Genomic DNA, 17,105 nt, shown 5'->3' on the forward strand with positions numbered 1-17,105 from the left:
GCGGGCGAACTTACCAGAACAACTCGCCCTGCGCCACTCCCGGTTGTCTAGGTTGCTGACGTTTCGCTCACTGCTTGGTTTAGAATCCGCGCCTTATCTTCCCGGCAGGCAGTCCCATGGTCACGTCTTACAGTGCGCGCAGCCGCGCCATAGAACCTTTTCACGTGATGGCGCTATTGGCCCGCGCTAATCAGCTGCAGGCCGACGGTCACGATGTGATCCATCTGGAAATTGGCGAGCCGGATTTCACCACGGCCGCGCCGATTGTCGCCGCCGGCCAGGCGGCACTGGCCGATGGACACACCCGTTACACCGCCGCGCGCGGTTTGCCTGCGCTGCGTGAGGCGATTGCCGGCTTCTATGCCGAGCGTTACCAACTGAATATCGACCCGCAGCGCATTCTGATTACGCCGGGCGGCTCTGGCGCGTTGCTGCTGGCCACCAGCCTGCTGGTCGACCCCGGCAAGCACTGGCTGTTGGCTGACCCCGGTTACCCTTGCAATCGGCATTTTTTGCGTTTGGTCGAAGGGGCGGCGCAGTTGGTGCCGGTTGGCCCTGATGTGCGCTATCAGCTCACCCCGGATCTGGTGGAGCGCTATTGGGACAAGGACAGCGTCGGCGCGTTGGTGGCATCGCCGGCCAACCCGACGGGCACTTTGCTTAGCCGTGATGAGCTGGGCGGGCTGTCGCAGGCGCTGAAAGCGCGCGGTGGCCACCTGGTGGTCGATGAGATTTACCACGGCCTGAGCTACGGCGTAGACGCGGCTAGCGTGCTGGAAGTGGACGACGAAGCCTTTGTACTCAACAGTTTTTCCAAGTATTTCGGCATGACCGGCTGGCGTCTCGGCTGGCTGGTGGCACCACCGGCCGCCGTGCCGGAGCTGGAGAAGCTGGCGCAGAATCTTTATATCAGCGCACCGAGCATGGCTCAGTACGCAGCGTTGGCGTGCTTCCAGCCGCAGACCCTGGAAATCCTCGAACAACGTCGTCACGAATTCCAACGCCGCCGCGATTTCCTTTTGCCGGCGCTGCGCGAGCTGGGCTTCAAGATCGCCGTGGAGCCAGAGGGTGCCTTCTATTTATATGCGGATATCAGCGCGTTCGGCGGCGACGCCTTTGCCTTCTGTCAGCACTTTCTGGAAACCGAGCACGTGGCCTTTACTCCAGGCCTGGATTTCGGCCGCTATCAGGCGGCGCAGCACGTACGCTTTGCCTATACGCAGGACCTGCCTCGCCTGCAACAGGCGGTTGATCGGATCAAGCGCGGCCTGAACAGTTGGAAGCCCCATGCAGTTTGATCCGCCGCTAGAAGAGGGGCGTTTGCTGCGCCGCTACAAGCGCTTCCTGGCTGATATTGAGACCGCCAGTGGCGAACTGCTGACCATCCACTGCGCCAATACCGGCTCAATGCTCAACTGCATGAGCGAGGGCGCGCGGGTCTGGTTTAGCCGCACTAACGACCCGAAACGCAAGCTGCCGGGTACCTGGGAGATTGGCGAAACACCGCACGGGCGTCTCGCGGTGATCAACACCGGGCGCGCCAATGCTCTGGTGGAAGAAGCCTTGCGTGCCGGGTTGATCAGCGAACTGAACGGCTTTACCAGCCTCAAGCGCGAAGTGCCGTATGGCCAGGAGCGCAGCCGTATCGACTTTCGTCTGGATTACCCGACAGGCGCGGCGTTCGTTGAAGTTAAGAGCGTCACTCTGGGGTTCGCCGACAGCCGCGTTGCGGCCTTTCCCGATGCGCGTACCGAGCGCGGCAGCAAACACCTGCGTGAACTGGCCACGTTAGCGCGTGCCGGCACCCGCGCCGTGCAGCTGTATTGCGTCAACCTGACGGATATTGATGCCGTGCGCCCAGCGGAGGAAATCGACCCCGCTTATGCCGCTGCCCTGCGTGAGGCAGTCAGTGCCGGTGTTGAAGTGTTGGCATATGGCGCGGCGATCAGTGCGCAGGGTGCGCAGCTAATCAAACGTCTGGATGTGCTGTTGTAGGAAGCCCTCAACCGCGATAACAGCGCTTGGTACTCGCCGCTAAAGCGCCTCCCACGGTTGTTCAGTTCAATGCTGGGTTCTGCCCGCCGGTAGCTGTGTCGCCGGCTGCATGGCGCTGCGCAGATGCGCTTCAAACAGTTCGATAATCGCTGGCCAGCCCTGGCGTGAGGCGTGTTGGCGGGCGTTCAAACGCACCCGTCGCAGGCTCTCTTTATCAGTCAGCAACCAACTGGCGGCGTCGATAAAGCCTTGCTCGTCCTCGGCCACTGCCAGTGCACCGTTATGCCCGTGGCGAATATGTTGCGCGGCTGCGGCCTGGTCGAAGGCCACCACGCCAAGGCCGGACGCCAAGGCTTCCAGCACCACATTGCCGAAGGTTTCCGACAGGCTGGGAAATAGGAACAAATCGCCCGAGGCATAGTGCGTGGCTAACTCTTCACCACGCTGCAGGCCGCAGAACACCGCTTCTGGCAGTTGCTGCTGGAGGCTGGAACGCTGCGGGCCATCGCCGACCAGAATCAGCTTTAAGCGTTTTTCTGGATGAGCCTGTTGCAGCGCCTGAAAGCTTTTGCTGAGCAGCGCCAGGTTCTTTTCTGCCGCCAGACGGCCGACATGCAGAACGGCGATATCGTGCTCGGCCAAGCCCCACTGGTCACGCAGTGCGGCGCTGCGTTTGCTGGGATGAAACAAACAGCTGTCGACGCCGCGCGCGAGCAACTCAAGGTTGTCGAAGCCGCGGCGCTGCAATTCGATTTGTTGGCTGACACTGGGCACCAGGGTCATCTGCGAGCGGTTGTGAAACCAGCGCAGGTAATTGGTCAGGGCACGGGTTAGCAGGCCGACACCGTAGTGGTCGGTGTACTGCTGGAAGTTAGTGTGAAAACCGCTGACCACCGGGATCTGCAAGCGCCGCGCGGCGCGCAGGGCGGAAAAACCCTGTGGCCCTTCGGTGGCGATATACAGCACATCCGGGCGCTGGCGCTGCCAGTTACGCAGCAACTTGTGCATCGATGACTGGCCCCATTGCAAGCCCGGATAACCGGGCAGCGGCCAGCCACGGGTGAGCAGCAGGTTCTGCTCAGCTGCACCACGCGGGTCGCTGCTCTGGCGCGGGCGCACCAGCTGCACGCGATGACCGCGCGTGCGCAGGTCATCACAGAGCCGCCCAAGGGTGTTGGCCACGCCGTTGATTTCCGGCGGGAAGGTTTCGGTGATCAGGCTGATATACAGCGAAGACGATGTGCTCATAACGGCAGTGTCGGCTGCCGCTATGTAGTAGATATGACGCTAAGGTTGCGGATTTATGACCTGTGACGGGCTAGGAGCCTGTCCGGCTTTTCCGCAGTAGAGCAGTGTTAAGTCCGACAGGCTCCTAGCCGCGCTCACGCACCCAGAACACCGTCGCCCCGGCCACGGCTGCTGGCATCATCAGGATATTCAGCCCCGGTACCAGCAGTGCCACGTAGGTGATGCCGCCAAAGCCCAGGCTCTGCCAGCGTTTCTCGCGCAGCCAGGCGAGCATGTCCTGCCAGCTCATCTTGTTATTGTCCGCCGGGTAATCGATGTATTGGATGGCCATCATCCAGATGCCGAACAGCAGCCACAGCGGTGCGGCGAGCAGGTTGACCACCGGGATAAAACTGAGAATCAGCAGGCCGATGGCCCGTGGCAGGAAGTAACCCAGCTTGCGCATCTCGCGGCCCAGAGTGCGCGGCACCAAAGCGGCCAGTTCGGCCCAGCTGAATGGTGGGAAGTCGTCCTGGCCGCGCACCACCACTTCGACCTTTTCTGCCAAAAAACCATTGAACGGCGCGGCGATGATATTGGCCAGCATGGTGAAGGTGAAAAACACCATCAGCAGTACCAGCACCACGAAGAGTGGCCACAGCACATATTCGAGAAAGCTCAACCAGCTTGGCAGGCTGGGCATAAAGGTATCGACCCAGCCGCCAAACTGCTGCACGGCTACGCCGATTAGCGCGGCAAACAGCATCAGGTTGATGCTCAAAGGCAGCAGCACGAACAGGCGCAAGCCGGGGCTGAGCACTAATTTCAGGCCTTCGCTGAGGTATTGCGGGCCGGTTAGCGCGGGGGCGGGCATGGGGATGTCTCCGTATGGTTGCAGTCGCGCCGACCTTACCGACTTTGCGCAGCAGGGGAAAGCACGCTCAAAGCACTGATGATTGCGCCTAGCGCTCATAGGTCTTGCCTATGCAGGGCATTGGTAAAGCATATTTCCGCTATGTGCTGGCTGGGCATAGGCTGCGCGGCATTAACGGTTTATCCCTTTGTGGGGCTTCCAACCTTATTGTCTCCCCTTGGCGCTTCTGGAAGCTTCCTCTTTATTACTGCCGGCATTGCCGGGAGGAGTTGCTGATGTCTGCTGATCGTCATGCTCGCGTAATTATTCTGGGCTCAGGCCCTGCCGGTTATAGCGCGGCGGTTTATGCCGCACGGGCTAACCTGAAGCCGCTGCTTATCACTGGCTTGCAGGCGGGTGGACAGCTGACCACCACGACTGAAGTGGATAACTGGCCGGGCGATGTGCATGGCCTGACCGGGCCGGTGCTGATGCAGCGTATGCAGGAGCATGCCGAGCGCTTCGAGACCGAGATTGTCTACGACCATATCAATGCCGTGGATTTGGCCGGCAAGCCGTTCACCCTAGTTGGCGACAGCGGCACCTACAGCTGCGACGCGCTGATTATTGCTACCGGTGCCAGTGCCCGTTACCTGGGCTTGCCCAGTGAAGAAGTGTTTATGGGCAAGGGCGTTTCGGCTTGCGCCACCTGCGATGGGTTCTTCTATCGCAACCGTGAAGTGGCGGTAGTGGGCGGCGGCAACACGGCGGTGGAGGAGGCGCTGTACCTGGCCAATATTGCCAGCAAGGTCACCCTGATTCACCGCCGTGGTAGTTTCCGCGCGGAGAAAATTCTGCAGAACAAACTGCAAGCGCGGGTGGCTGAAGGCAAGATCGTACTCAAGCTGCATGCCGAAGTGGATGAGTTGCTGGGCGACAACATGGGCGTCACCGGCGTGCGGATCAAGTACAAGGATGACAGCCACACGGAGTTGAGCGTTGATGGCCTGTTTGTCGCCATTGGCCATACACCGAATACGGCGTTGTTTGAGGGGCAACTGGCGCTCAAAGATGGCTACCTAGTGGTCAACGGCGGGCGTGAAGGTAACGCCACAGCCACTAGTGTGCCGGGTGTGTTTGCCGCCGGGGATGTGGCGGATCATGTCTACCGTCAGGCGATTACCTCAGCCGGTGCTGGCTGCATGGCTGCACTGGATGTGGAGCGCTATCTCGACGGCCAGTAGCAAAGCTGACACAGCAAAAAGCCTCGACCCAATCGAGGCTTTTTGCTGTGTGCGGGGTATTCAGACCCAGGTGTTGAGCTTTAGATCTTTCGAGCTTAAACGCAGGAATTGATTGCTGGCTTTGACCAGCAGAGCGTGCTCGTCGACAGTCAGTTCGCTGCTTTCAATGCCCGGTGATTCGTAGCGGTACAGGGTTTTGCCGGCTTCTTCGCGTAGGTGCTGATAGCGCTGGCTGCGTGCTTCGACCTTTAGCGTTAGCAGGTCAATGTAGGCGACTTGCAGCGACTCACTTTGCCCGGTTTCCAGTGCGCAGCGCTGCAGTGTCGGGGTGTGGGTAAAGGGCGAGTCGGAGAGCATGATCTGCTGACATTCGCTGAGGTCCGGGCGTGGCTCGCCGTTGTGGAACCAGTTGCCACGGATATCACGCTTGAGATTGATGCTGCGTTGGCCGTGGTTGTCGACCTTCAGCCACAAACGCCGGAAGCGCCAGCGCGTGTCGCAGTTGATCACATAGCTGGCGACGATGCTGTTGCCGCGCAGGCTTTGCATCAGGTGGCTGGTGGCGTTGATGCCGTGCTCATCGATGTTTAGGCGCAGATTTTCCACGCCGGGGTTGTGCCATGGCTTCCATACCAAGGTCTGCTGCATTTAGCGATTCCATGCGAGGTCAGGGGATGAACCCCGGGACGAGCAGCACTGTGGCGGCTCTTCCCTGATGTTCTTGTTCGGTTTATGGCGCGCAGCATAGTGCGATTGAAGTGTGATGTCTGTCAGCCTTTGCCGACAGTTGTGCAGTTTTTTGCGCACCTTTTTGGGGCGCGCGAGCCGCTGATGATTTAGCTGCTTTTACGCTGCAGGGACGGCTGTTCGAAGCTGACACCGGCCAGACCGGTCGCCATCAGCGCACGAATATTGCCGTGGTCGCTGCCAGCCGGGGTGGCCAGCACGCTGCGGTAATGCTCGCCAAAGCATTGCAGGGTTTCTTCCAGGCTGAGGCCTTCGAGCAGTGCCAGGCCGAGGGTTTTGCACGAGCCTTCGTTCTGACCGGCTGCGTTCGCTACCGCACCGTTGTGAAAGGCGCTGGGCTGGTATTGGTAGTGCTCGGCAATAAACGCCAGTGTTTCGGCGAAGGTGAAGTGTTCGCTGCGCAACGTGGCGCGAAAGTCGTTCAGGGCGCTCATGCCTTTAGATCCTTACTGGGGGATTTTTACTGTGTTGTGCCAAGCCCATGACCTGCTTCGGCAGCGCACGTGCAATGCCCCGATGACCGCTCAGCAGCGGCCTGGGCGTTGAAATGGCGGGAAATTTTGCTGCACAAGGCAACCCATAGCAAGCCTGATCTGTGCAGGGTTGTTACCGCCTGAGGCGCTTTGTTCGGCGCGGTCACACGAGTGAAATCATATCTTCATAGGCTGCATCCCCATCGCAGTAGGCAGCACGTAGCCAGGGCGATGGACATTCATGCACAGCCACAAGTGGGCGCGAAATGAAGATAACGATTTTTGGCACGGGTTATGTCGGTCTGACTCAGGCGGCCTGCCTGGCGGAAGTTGGCCATCGGGTGTGCTGCGTCGACATTGACGAGCAGCGCATCGCGCAACTCAATCAGGGGCTTTCGCCGATCTATGAGAACGGCCTCGAAGCCCTGTTGCAGAAAAACCTCGCGGCTGGCCGACTGAGTTTTACCAGTGACTCCAGCTATGGCGTGAGCTTTGCCAAGGTTATTTTCATCGCCGTCGGCACACCGCCCGATGAGGACGGCAGTGCTGACCTGCAGTACGTGTTCTGCGTGGCAGACACCATTGCCCAATACGCTGTTGAGCCAAAAGTGGTGATCAATAAATCCACCTCGCCAGTAGGCACGGTGCAGCGCATCAAAGCGCGCATCCATGAGGCCACTGCGCGGCAGGGCCGTCAGCTTGAGATGCAGGTGGTTTCCAACCCTGAATTTCTCAAGGAGGGTTCAGCGGTGGAAGACTGCATGCGTCCCGAGCGGATCATTATTGGCGTGGATGGCGACTGTGATATCGAGCTGTTTCGCACGCTCTATAAGCCCTTTAGTCGCAATCACGAAAAGCTCATCGTCATGGACAGCCGCAGTGCCGAGCTGACCAAGTACGCGGCCAACAGCATGCTGGCGGCGAAGATCTCCTTTATCAACGAGATCGCCAACCTCGCCGAGCGCCTGGGTGCGGATGTTGAAATGGTACGCAAGGGCATCGGTTCTGACTCGCGGATTGGCTATGACTTTATTTACGCGGGCTGTGGCTATGGCGGCTCGTGCTTCCCGAAAGATATCCAGGCCTTGCTGCACAGCGCGTCCGATGTCGGCTATGCCGCGCCGCTGTTGGAGGCCGTTGAGCTGGTCAATCTGCGGCAAAAGCGAAAACTCTTCGAGAACATTCAACAGCACTACAACGGCGACCTTAGCGGCAAGACCTTTGCCCTCTGGGGGCTGTCGTTCAAACCCAACACCGACGATATGCGCGAAGCGCCTAGTCGCGTGCTGCTGGAATCGCTGCTGTCCGCCGGTGCCCGTGTGCGTGCGTTTGACCCGGAGGCGATGGCCGAGGCGCGGCGCATCTATGGCGAGCGCTCCGGTTTGTATTTTGCCGACTCTAAGGAAGCGGCTTTGGAGGGCGCACATGCTTTGGTTATCGTCACCGAATGGCTGAATTTCCGCATCGTCGACTTCAAGCTGTTACGCCGACACTTGGCGGATTTACTGGTGTTCGACGGGCGCAATATCTTCGACCCGGTGCAGGTGGCCAATGAGGGGCTGACGTACTACTCCATCGGTCGTGCGGCACCTGCGTTGGAGTCAGCATGAAGTTTCTGCTGACCGGCGCAGCAGGCTTTATTGGCTTTCACACCGCGCTGCGTTTGTGTCGCGCGGGGCATCACGTGGTGGGCATCGATAATCTCAATGACTACTACAGCGTCGAGCTGAAGCAGGCGCGTTTGCAGCAGTTGGCCGGGCTGGCCAACTTTGAATTTCTGCGACGCGATATTGCTGACCGGGAGGCCATGCAGGCGTTGTTTCGCGAGCACGCATTCGAGCGGGTTATCCACTTGGCCGCGCAAGCGGGGGTGCGTTATTCGCTGGAGAACCCTCACGCCTATGCCGATGCCAACCTGGTGGGCTTCGTTAACGTGTTGGAGGGTTGCCGCCAGGCTGCTGTTGAGCATTTGGTTTATGCCTCCAGCAGCTCGGTGTATGGCATGAACAGCAAGGTGCCCTTTGCTGTTGGCGACGCGGTTGATCAGCCGATTTCGCTGTATGCCGCTAGCAAGCGAGCCAATGAGCTGATGGCCCACAGTTATTCGCACCTTTACGGCATTGCCAGCACGGGTCTGCGTTTTTTCACCGTGTACGGCCCGTGGGGGCGGCCGGACATGGCGCCGTTCAAATTCACCAAGGCGATCCTCGCCGGCCAGCCGATTGACATCTACAACGGCGGCGACATGTCGCGGGACTTCACCTATATCGACGATATCGTCGAAGGCATCCTGCGTATTCAGGATTGCCCGCCGCCTTATGCCGACGAGCCCGCGTCCGTGCGCCAGGGTGCGCCCGCGCGGCTGTTCAATATCGGCCTGGGTTCGCCGGTGCGCTTGCTGGATTTTGTCGGCTGCATTGAGGCCGCTACCGGCATCGAGGCGATCAAGCGCATGCAGCCGATGCAGCCAGGTGATGTGCCACAAACCTGGGCCGATGTCAGCGGGCTGGCGCAGCGCACAGGCTTCCGTCCGCTCACCTCACTGCCGCAAGGCGTGGCGCGGTTTGTTGAGTGGTACCGGGGTTTTTATGGCGTTTAAGTCGCGCCTGCGTGCACTGCCGTTACTGCGGCGCATAGGCCCGCGGCCATGTTAAGCCTGCGTGTGGCGCTCAAGGGGCTGGGCTTTATCCTCAGCCTGGCGCTTCTCGGTTACCTGTTGAACAGCAGTGATTTGGGCAACGCGATCAATGAAGCGTGGATTGATGCGCACATCCGTGGTCATGGCGTCGAAGGCATGCTGCTGTTCCTCGGCATGGGCGGGTTGTTTACTGCGCTGGGTTTGCCTCGGCAGATCATCGCCTTTCTCGCTGGGTACGCCTTCGGGTTGATCCCCGGCACCTTGCTCGGTGCGCTGGCGGCGCTGCTGGGGTGTTTGCTGGCGTTCCTCTATGCCCGGTTGTTTGGCCGCAACTTACTGCGGCAAAAGCTCGGCAAACGCGCGGCACGTTTCGACCGTTTCGTGCATGAGCATCCCTTCTCGATGACGCTGCTGATTCGCTTGTTGCCGGTGGGCAGCAACATCCTCACCAATCTCGCCGCCGGGGCTTCCAGCGCGCGTATGCGGCCTTTTCTGGCGGCCAGTTTTATTGGCTACCTGCCGCAAACCCTGGTGTTCGCACTGGTCGGCAGCGGCATCAATGTCGCACCGGCGCTGCGCATTAGCTGTGCGGTGGCCTTGTTCCTTAGCTCCGGCGTGCTCGGCGGCTACTTGTATCACCGTCATCGGCATGGGCTGAGCATTGATGAGCGGGTCGACGTGGCCCTTGGCGAGGTGCGTCAGCCATGAATCGAAGCCGGCACGCCGTTGAATGCCCTGAATGAATACCCCCAATGGACATCGCATGTTGACTAAGCCAGACCTCTCCGTACTGATCCCGGCCAAGAATGAAGGCGAAAATTTGCCCGCTCTGCTTGAGGAAATTCGTCTGGCCTTGGCGGAGGAAAACTTCGAAGTCATCGTGGTTGATGACGGCAGCACGGATAACACCGCCGCCCGCTTGCTCGCGCTAAAAGGTGGCGGTTACTCGCAGCTGCGCATCCTCCAGCATGGGCGCTCGCTCGGTCAGAGCACCTCGATCTATCACGCGGCCCAGGCTGCGCAAGGCGCCTGGCTGGCCACCTTGGACGGCGACGGGCAGAACGATCCGGCGGATATTCCGGGCATGTTGGCGATTGTGCGCGCGGCCGCCGCTTCGGCGAATATCCAATTGATCGCCGGGCACCGGGTTAATCGCCGTGATAGCGCCAGCAAACGCTGGGCTTCGCGCTTCGCCAACCGCCTGCGTGGCTACCTGCTGAAGGACAACACACCGGATACCGGCTGCGGGCTCAAGCTGATCGAGCGTGAGGCCTTTCTGCGGTTGCCGTATTTCGACCATATGCACCGCTTTATTCCGGCGCTGATTCAGCGTCAGCAGGGCGGCATGCTGGTGCATCCGGTTAACCATCGCGCGCGCAGTGCCGGGGTTTCCAAGTACGGCAATCTGGATCGCGCTTTGGTGGGCATCCTCGATCTGATTGGGGTTTGGTGGCTGATCCGCCGTACACGCTTGAATGCCACCCCGCATGAGCTGGAGGTCTAAGCGTGGACAGCCGCAGTCGCTCTCTGGTCAGGAGCATGCCCTGGCAACTGATTCACTCACCGCGCGGCTCGCTGCTGTGCCTGCTGCTGCTCGCTTTCGCGCTGATCGGCGCCGGGTTGGGCTTGCGTCAGCCATCTAACGTTGATGAGGAGCGCTTTCTCGGCGTCGCTCTGGAAATGCTGCAGAGCCACGATTGGCTGATTGCCCATCGCGCCGGCGAAATTTACCCGGACAAACCGCCGCTGTTTATGTGGGCGATTGCCGCGCTGGTTAAGCTGGGTATCACGCCGCTGGTGGCGCTGTTTCTTCCGGCTTTACTGGCCGCAGTGGTCGCTACGGCGTGCGTGCACGACTTGGGCGTGCGCTTGTGGAACCGCCGTGTTGGCATGATTGCCGGCCTGCTATTTCTTGCTACTTACCAGACCTACAGCATTCAGCGTGCGGGGCAGATCGATGGCTTCCTCTTGCTGTGGATCGCGATTGGCTTCTACGGCATGGTTCGGCATTTGCTGTTGGGGCCGGCCTGGGGCTGGTTTTATATCGCGTGTGCGGCGATGGGCTTTGGCATCATCAGCAAGGGCGTGGGTTTTCTCCCGGCGTTGCTGCTACTTCCCTATGCCTATGGCGTTCGCCGTGGCTGGGCTGGCCTGGCGCGAATGCCTGGCGAGGGCCGCGCCTGGGCACTGGGCTTGCTGGTCGTGTTAGCCGCCGTCAGCGTCTGGCTGCTGCCGCTGCTGATCAAGGTGCTGGTGTATGGCAATGAGGCGGAGCGCAACTACCTCAGCAACATCCTGCTGAAACAGACCGCCAAGCGCTATGCCGACGCCTGGCATCACCGCGAGCCGTTCTGGTACTTCTTCACTAACGTGATCCCGAAAAACTGGTTGCCGCTGGTGCTGGTTTTGCCGTGGATGGTGCCGGCGTGGCGGCGTGAGTTGCGCAAGCAGGATGGCCGCTACCTGGTGCTGCTCGGTTGGGTGCTGCTGGTGCTGCTGTTCTTCAGCCTCAGCAGCGGCAAACGCAAGCTGTATATCTACCCGGCAGTGCCGGCTCTGGTGCTGGCCATCGCGCCGCTGATGCCGTGGCTGCTGCTCCGCTGGTTTGCCGAGCGTCCGCGTGGCCGCACGTTTTTTATCGGCCTGGCAGTGGTGTGGTTCTGTGCATGGTTCGCTCGCGGTTTTATCGAGCCAATCAAAGACGGCATCAGCCCGCGACAAGCCTTGATGATCAGCGTTGCCGAGCAGACCCACGGCGCGCAACTGGTGCTTACACATTGGCAAGAAGGCCACTGGTTATTCGCCCGTCAGCCGCTGGTGCATTTCGGTATGGGCACGCCAAACCAGGTGGACCGTGCCGCTGGCTGGTTGCGCAGCCATCCGCATGCTTACGCGCTGATTTCCCCTCATCAGTTATCGCGCTGCTTTATCGCCGACAAGGCCGCGCGCGTTGGCGATGGTGACGACGAAGACTGGTACCTGGTGCCGGCCGCTGCTGACAACGGCCAGTGCCTGGACGCTGCATCTACTCAACCCACGTATCGCTTCATCTGGGAACAACCGCTTGATTGATGGGTTGCACAGACTGTTGTCCTGCGTACAGGAAAGCCCAATGAACAGTGCTGTTGAGTTCCCTAAACCTACCGTGAAGCGTCACTGGCGCTCAATCATCTTCACCGGTGTGGGGCTGATCGCCTTGCTGCTGATGGTGATTGCCTCCAGCCGTTACCACTGGCATGAGCGGACCTGGTATTACGTCAGCAGTCAGCTCAATGCCAGTCAGTGGGTGGGCCGCAGCGTCTGGCTGCCGGCCTACCATGTTGAGGTCGAGGCGAGGCCTGTGGCGGGTATCGAGGATGACCTTTCCGCGATCAGCTTCGACACCGAGCGCAAACGCCTGCTGGCCGTGACCAATGCTGCGCCGATAAAACTGCTGGAGCTGGACCGCGAGGGCACTGTCACCGCGCAGTACCCGCTGCTGGGCTTTGAGGATGTTGAAGGCCTGGTCTATATGGGCGACGGTCTGCTGGCGGTAACCGATGAAGTTCAGCAGCAAATAGTGATCTTCCGCCTGCCGCCTTCACCGGGCATGGCCATTGATAAACGCCAGGCGGCAACCCTGGCGCTGCCGCTCACGTCCAGCGCGCACAACAAGGGCTTTGAGGGCGTCGCCTACGATGCCGCCAATGATCGTTTGTTCGTCGCCAAGGAGCGTGATCTGCGCCAGCTGTACGCCGTGACTGGGCTAAAGGCGAGCCTTGGCGGCAAACTGCAACTCAAGGTCGAAGACCTCAGCGAGTGGGTCAGGCGCAGCGTGTTCGGCAAAGATATTTCCGATCTGTACTTCGATGCACAGACCGGGCACCTGCTGGTGTTAAGCGATGAGTCGAAACTGGTTATCGAGCTTGGTTCTACTGGCGAGGTGGTCAGCTTCCGCACCTTGCTCGGCTACTTCAGCGACTTGCAGCAAAGCGCGCCGCAGCCAGAAGGGCTGACGATGGATGATCAGCGCGACCTGTATATCGTCAGCGAACCAAATCTCTTCTATCGCTTCAGCAAGCACTGAACGGCGAGGGCAGGGCGAATTATTAGCTGTTGGTTTTTTTAAAGCTGCCCAGTTGCTCGGCACTGGCTTCCTTCTGGTATTTGGCTTTCCACTCTGCATAGGGCATGCCGTAGATCTCTTCGCGGGCTTCGTCCGGGGTGATGGCCACGCCAGTGTCGTCGGCTGCTGCCTTGAACCATTTCGACAGGCAGTTACGGCAGAAACCGGTGAGATTCATCATGTCGATGTTCTGCACATCCGGGCGCGAGCGCAGGTGTTGCACCAGGCTGCGAAAGGCGGCGGCTTCAAGTTCGAGGCGTTCTTGATCAGTCATGGCGGTGCTCTCTGGGGCAGAAGGGAAGGTGCTGGCGATCATAAAAGCCTGTTTGCCTGGCGGCAATATCCCGGCGCAGGGCGCGCCGAGAGTAGTGACCGCTCAGGCTAGCGGTGGCCAGCGAGGGTGATCGACACCGACTCGGCAAAGCGCAGGGCGTGTAGCTTGTCGACCTCCACCTCGGCATAGCACACGTCTGGGTTGGCCATCACCAGATCGAGAATTTCCTGGGTCATGCGCTCCAGCAGGGCGAAGCGATTTTCTTCGACGTGACGGATCACCGCCTTGGTGATGGTGCGATAGTTCAGCGCGTGGTCGATGTCGTTGTCGCGTACTGCCTCTACTGCCGGATAGAGAATGGTCAGGTTGATCAACACATCCTGCTTGTTGTTGATCTCTTCTTCCTTGATGCCGATGTAGGTGCGCATGCGCAGGTCTTTGACGCGGATGCGCGCCATTCCAGGTTCCAGTCGCGGCATTACTTGCTCCGTCCGATGAGTTGCAGGAATTCGTGACGAGTGTTGCAGGATTCGCGGAATGCTCCAAGCATCACCGAGGAGGTCATCACCGAATTCTGCTTCTCCACGCCGCGCATCATCATGCACATATGCTTGGCTTCAATCACCACGGCCACACCGGCGGCGTTAGTGACCTGCTGGATCGCATCGGCGATTTGCTTGGTGAGGTTTTCCTGGATCTGCAGGCGGCGGGCAAACATATCGACGATACGCGCCACTTTCGACAGGCCGAGCACCTTGCCGGTCGGGATGTAGGCCACGTGGGCCTTGCCGATAAAGGGCAGCATGTGGTGCTCGCACAGCGAGTAAAGCTCGATGTCACGGACGATCACCATCTCGTCGTTATCCGACTCGAACAGTGCGCCGTTGACCACTTCTTCCAGGCTCTTGTGGTAGCCGTTGCACAGGTACTGCATGGCTTTGGCGGCGCGCTTTGGTGTGTCGAGCAGGCCTTCACGTTCAGGGTTTTCACCAACACCGAGAAGAATTTCACGGTAGTGATTGGGCAGTTCTGGGGTCATTGCAGGGTCCTCGCGGCCAGGCTCATTTGAGATGGCGGCCGCCGTTGACAGTCAGTGTGGTGCCGGTGACGTAGGGGTTGTCGAGCAGGTAGCGCAAGCTTTGGTAGATCACCTGTGGCCCAGGTTCGATGCCCAGTGCCGATTTTTTAAGGGTTTTACTACGGTAGTCGGCGTCATCGTCCGGGTTGAACATGATCAGTGCCGGGGCGATGGCGTTGACTTTGATCTGTGGCGCGAAGCGCGCGGCAAAGGACGGGGTCAGGTTTTCCAGCCCGGCTTTGCTGGCGCAGTAGGCCGGGCGGTTGGCGCTGCCTTTGCGCGCCACATCATCAGTGATGTGGATGATGTCAGCGGGTGTGGAGCGGGCCAACAGGGGCTGGCAATGCATGTTGATCAGGTACGGTGCGAGCATGTGTACGTTGAATAGTTGGGTAAACGCCGCGGCTTCTTCGCCGGGTGCTTCAACTAGCCAATCGGAAGCGTTGTGCACGATGGCGCGCAGGCTGTCGGTGTGTGTCTTGAGTTGTTCGATAAACGCCAGAATGCTGGCTGCGCTGGAAAAATCCGCCTGCAAGGCCAGGGCTCCGCGCTGCCTGAGTTGCTCAACGCCCGTGCGCTCGCTGCGGTAGGTGACGATCAGCGAGTGGCCGTCATCGAGCAGGCGTTCAGCGCAGTACAGGCCGATGCGCTGGCTGGCTCCGGTAATCAGGATGGGGGCGGCGCTAACGCTCATGGTCGACTCTGCAGAGAAAAGGGTGGGTTCAGCGACGCTGCACCGGGTTACCTGACCAGTAGGGCGCGGCCTCGACTGAACCAGGGTCAAAGTTATACCAGGGATTTGTTTTGTACAACCATGCGGCTTCTGTGGGTACTGCGATTTTTCCGGTTATAGCGCCTGTTTGTTGAGCTATTCGGCTGTTTTTTGTATGTGGCGACTAAATAATATTGCGTTTATGGTGTACAAGATTGGTTTTCTTGTACAGGTGTGCGTCGTCATGAGGCCTTGGCAATTGAGTATTGCAGTGCTGTGTGGGCGGGTGAGCCATGTTGAGGTGTTAGCCCTGCGTTGTTGCGGCTATAAGGCGCAGGTCGTCAGCCGGGCTGGCCGCAAGCGTGCGCTGGATTATGCGGTCGGTCGCCCGCTCTGGCCTGGGATGGCGCTGCTTAAAGCGCGCTTACGCCGCTGTGGGATATCTCGCGTGCTGTTACTGCAGCCTGAGAGCCACGATGAAATTATTGGCCGACCCGTCATGCAGCAAGCCGACCCAGGGTTGTGGCTGCCGCTGCATTAGCCAGCGGCAGTTGTACTGCGTGTCGGCAGCTTAGCGGGTGGCGGATGTGCTGTGGCGACGCAGCGCGTTAGCCGGGTGGGTGTTTAGCCAGGGTGCCAATAAGCGGGTGGCAAACGGAATAAACCAGTAGGTCATCAGTGGCGTGAGTGCCAGTGTGCTGAGCAGCACGCGCCAGACCAGTGGCAGATCGGCAAGCAAGCCGCCAAACAACAGGTTGAAGGTCAGTGATACCGGGAAGAATGCCAGCCAAATGGCCACGCTCTGTTTCCAACGCGGTGGTTGCCGGTGCATTGCCCCAAACCAGGCATCGAGGCCCACTGCACGGTGTTCATGCGGTTGGGCAAACAAGCCGCTACCGCGTTCAAGCCAAGTGTTGCGCGAGGCTGAATGCTCCCAGGCGGTCATGGTGTCGGCATCGCTGAAACGGAAAACGATTTGAAATTCATCATCGTCAGGGGGCGGTGCCAGCACACCGGAACCCAGGTAGCCGGGGAAGTCGGTGGCTAGGCGTTCGCCTTCATGCAGCCAGGCGAGAAGATCGTGATAACGGCCGCTGGCGACACGGCGGGCAACCATCAGGGTGACGGGCTCTGCAGACATTGTGTATCTCCAAGGATCAGGCATGTGCCAGGGTAGGGCGCACGCTTCAAGCCGCTCGGGGTGGTGAGTGGCGTTGATATACAGGCAAGGATTATTCCGTTTTTAGCGCAAAGCGCCAGTCCCGCGCTAACAACGGTCTTTGCAAGTGTCGGAGGGTTTTGTTGTGCAGCGTTTTGCACCGTCTGGGTGCGGTAACCAGTTGAGGTGTGGTCGGGCGAGGCAAAACAAGCGATAGCCCAGCTCGAACAATGGGCGCAGTGGCTTCCAGGTCAGTGGCACGGCCCAGCGGCCAAGGTCAGCCGCACGCCAACTCCACAAGGTCGCATCAAGGCCGGTGACCCATTGGCCGTCGGCAAAGCGAGCGTGCAGGCGGTCTTGCAAGGCCTGTTTGGTGTATCCAATGGAGCTGGGATGAAAGTCGTTCAGGCTGATATCGACCAGGCACAGACGCTGCACATTGGCATGCCGGCGCAGCAGTTGGATTTCACGCGCACACAGCGGGCAGTCGCCGTCGTAGTAGAGGGTCAGGGGCCAGCGCGGTTGCTTGTTCATGGTTGAAGAGCCTGTGTGCGATTGACTGCGTGTTGGTTATCCGGCCTGCGCCAAGCCATAAATGAT

20 protein-coding genes are annotated in these 17,105 nt (G+C 59.8%); 10 read left to right on the forward strand and 10 right to left on the reverse strand.

The window, feature by feature from the left end:
* Positions 1 to 116 precede the first annotated feature (116 nt).
* Together VCA57_RS16380 and sfsA are read left to right on the forward strand one after the other, a co-directional pair.
* Positions 117 to 1,298, forward strand: a complete 1,182-nt coding sequence (locus VCA57_RS16380; RefSeq protein WP_411186142.1) for a pyridoxal phosphate-dependent aminotransferase — start codon at positions 117 to 119, stop codon at positions 1,296 to 1,298.
* Positions 1,288 to 1,995, forward strand: coding sequence for a DNA/RNA nuclease SfsA (gene sfsA, locus VCA57_RS16385; protein WP_411186143.1), 708 nt, complete (start codon positions 1,288 to 1,290; stop codon positions 1,993 to 1,995). The genes VCA57_RS16380 and sfsA overlap by 11 nt, the downstream gene beginning before the upstream one ends.
* 66 nt (positions 1,996 to 2,061) lie before the next feature.
* On the opposite strand, the gene VCA57_RS16390 is transcribed toward sfsA, so the two are convergent.
* Both VCA57_RS16390 and cysZ read right to left on the reverse strand, forming a co-directional pair.
* Positions 2,062 to 3,267, reverse strand: coding sequence for a glycosyltransferase family 4 protein (locus tag VCA57_RS16390; RefSeq protein WP_411186231.1), 1,206 nt, complete (start codon positions 3,265 to 3,267; stop codon positions 2,062 to 2,064).
* Positions 3,268 to 3,367: 100 nt separating this feature from the next.
* Entirely contained in the window at positions 3,368 to 4,096 is a 729-nt protein-coding gene (gene cysZ / locus VCA57_RS16395; protein ID WP_411186144.1) for a sulfate transporter CysZ, read from the reverse strand.
* A gap of 275 nt (positions 4,097 to 4,371) precedes the next feature.
* Here cysZ and trxB point away from each other — a divergent pair, with 275 nt between their 5' ends.
* Positions 4,372 to 5,319 (forward strand): thioredoxin-disulfide reductase, encoded by a 948-nt coding sequence (gene trxB / locus VCA57_RS16400; RefSeq protein ID WP_411186145.1) that lies wholly within the window; start codon positions 4,372 to 4,374, stop codon positions 5,317 to 5,319.
* A gap of 60 nt (positions 5,320 to 5,379) precedes the next feature.
* On the opposite strand, the gene VCA57_RS16405 is transcribed toward trxB, so the two are convergent.
* Both VCA57_RS16405 and VCA57_RS16410 read right to left on the reverse strand, forming a co-directional pair.
* The gene (locus tag VCA57_RS16405) at positions 5,380 to 5,967 is read right to left on the reverse strand and encodes a putative glycolipid-binding domain-containing protein (RefSeq protein ID WP_411186146.1); all 588 of its coding nucleotides are present in this window, start codon (positions 5,965 to 5,967) and stop codon (positions 5,380 to 5,382) included.
* Between the two features lie 188 nt (positions 5,968 to 6,155).
* The gene (locus VCA57_RS16410; protein ID WP_411186147.1) at positions 6,156 to 6,500 is read right to left on the reverse strand and encodes a HopJ type III effector protein; all 345 of its coding nucleotides are present in this window, start codon (positions 6,498 to 6,500) and stop codon (positions 6,156 to 6,158) included.
* Positions 6,501 to 6,805: 305 nt separating this feature from the next.
* Between VCA57_RS16410 and VCA57_RS16415 the strand changes: the two genes are divergently transcribed.
* From VCA57_RS16415 to VCA57_RS16440, 6 genes are read left to right on the forward strand one after another with little or no spacing between them, the layout of a single operon-like run.
* Complete coding sequence (locus VCA57_RS16415) at positions 6,806 to 8,149, forward strand: UDP-glucose dehydrogenase family protein (protein WP_411186148.1); 1,344 nt, start codon at positions 6,806 to 6,808, stop codon at positions 8,147 to 8,149.
* A complete protein-coding gene (locus tag VCA57_RS16420) occupies positions 8,146 to 9,138 on the forward strand; it encodes an NAD-dependent epimerase (protein ID WP_411186149.1) in 993 nt (330 codons plus the stop codon). Before VCA57_RS16415 ends, VCA57_RS16420 begins: the two co-directional genes overlap by 4 nt.
* A 48-nt stretch (positions 9,139 to 9,186) precedes the next feature.
* On the forward strand, positions 9,187 to 9,885 hold the full coding sequence (locus VCA57_RS16425) for a TVP38/TMEM64 family protein (protein ID WP_411186150.1): 699 nt from the start codon (positions 9,187 to 9,189) through the stop codon (positions 9,883 to 9,885).
* 55 nt (positions 9,886 to 9,940) lie between these two features.
* The gene (locus VCA57_RS16430) at positions 9,941 to 10,681 is read left to right on the forward strand and encodes a glycosyltransferase family 2 protein (protein WP_411186151.1); all 741 of its coding nucleotides are present in this window, start codon (positions 9,941 to 9,943) and stop codon (positions 10,679 to 10,681) included.
* A gap of 35 nt (positions 10,682 to 10,716) precedes the next feature.
* On the forward strand, positions 10,717 to 12,249 hold the full coding sequence (locus VCA57_RS16435) for an ArnT family glycosyltransferase (RefSeq protein ID WP_411186232.1): 1,533 nt from the start codon (positions 10,717 to 10,719) through the stop codon (positions 12,247 to 12,249).
* 40 nt (positions 12,250 to 12,289) lie between these two features.
* Positions 12,290 to 13,243 (forward strand): SdiA-regulated domain-containing protein, encoded by a 954-nt coding sequence (locus VCA57_RS16440; protein WP_411186152.1) that lies wholly within the window; start codon positions 12,290 to 12,292, stop codon positions 13,241 to 13,243.
* Positions 13,244 to 13,265: 22 nt separating this feature from the next.
* Here VCA57_RS16440 and VCA57_RS16445 read toward each other — a convergent pair whose 3' ends face one another.
* The 4 genes from VCA57_RS16445 to folM form a co-directional block, all read right to left on the reverse strand.
* Positions 13,266 to 13,556 carry a DUF1244 domain-containing protein gene (locus VCA57_RS16445; protein WP_411186153.1) on the reverse strand — a complete coding sequence of 97 codons (291 nt, stop codon included), beginning with the start codon at positions 13,554 to 13,556 and terminating at the stop codon, positions 13,266 to 13,268.
* 107 nt (positions 13,557 to 13,663) lie between these two features.
* Entirely contained in the window at positions 13,664 to 14,035 is a 372-nt protein-coding gene (folX, locus tag VCA57_RS16450) for a dihydroneopterin triphosphate 2'-epimerase (protein ID WP_411186154.1), read from the reverse strand.
* Positions 14,035 to 14,595: a GTP cyclohydrolase I FolE gene (folE, locus tag VCA57_RS16455; RefSeq protein ID WP_269382030.1), complete on the reverse strand. Its 561-nt coding sequence runs from the start codon at positions 14,593 to 14,595 to the stop codon at positions 14,035 to 14,037. The genes folX and folE overlap by 1 nt, the downstream gene beginning before the upstream one ends.
* A gap of 22 nt (positions 14,596 to 14,617) precedes the next feature.
* Complete coding sequence (gene folM / locus VCA57_RS16460; protein WP_411186155.1) at positions 14,618 to 15,328, reverse strand: dihydromonapterin reductase; 711 nt, start codon at positions 15,326 to 15,328, stop codon at positions 14,618 to 14,620.
* Between the two features lie 262 nt (positions 15,329 to 15,590).
* Between folM and VCA57_RS16465 the strand changes: the two genes are divergently transcribed.
* Complete coding sequence (locus VCA57_RS16465; protein ID WP_411186156.1) at positions 15,591 to 15,887, forward strand: DUF6482 family protein; 297 nt, start codon at positions 15,591 to 15,593, stop codon at positions 15,885 to 15,887.
* A 30-nt stretch (positions 15,888 to 15,917) separates the two neighbouring features.
* Here VCA57_RS16465 and VCA57_RS16470 read toward each other — a convergent pair whose 3' ends face one another.
* Both VCA57_RS16470 and VCA57_RS16475 read right to left on the reverse strand, forming a co-directional pair.
* Positions 15,918 to 16,487 carry an antibiotic biosynthesis monooxygenase gene (locus VCA57_RS16470; RefSeq protein WP_411186157.1) on the reverse strand — a complete coding sequence of 190 codons (570 nt, stop codon included), beginning with the start codon at positions 16,485 to 16,487 and terminating at the stop codon, positions 15,918 to 15,920.
* 126 nt (positions 16,488 to 16,613) lie between these two features.
* Positions 16,614 to 17,039, reverse strand: a complete 426-nt coding sequence (locus VCA57_RS16475) for a thiol-disulfide oxidoreductase DCC family protein (RefSeq protein ID WP_411186158.1) — start codon at positions 17,037 to 17,039, stop codon at positions 16,614 to 16,616.
* Positions 17,040 to 17,105: the final 66 nt, after the last annotated feature.

Origin of the sequence: Pseudomonas sp., from assembly GCF_046581935.1 — a bacterium.
Lineage (GTDB): Bacteria > Pseudomonadota > Gammaproteobacteria > Pseudomonadales > Pseudomonadaceae > Aquipseudomonas.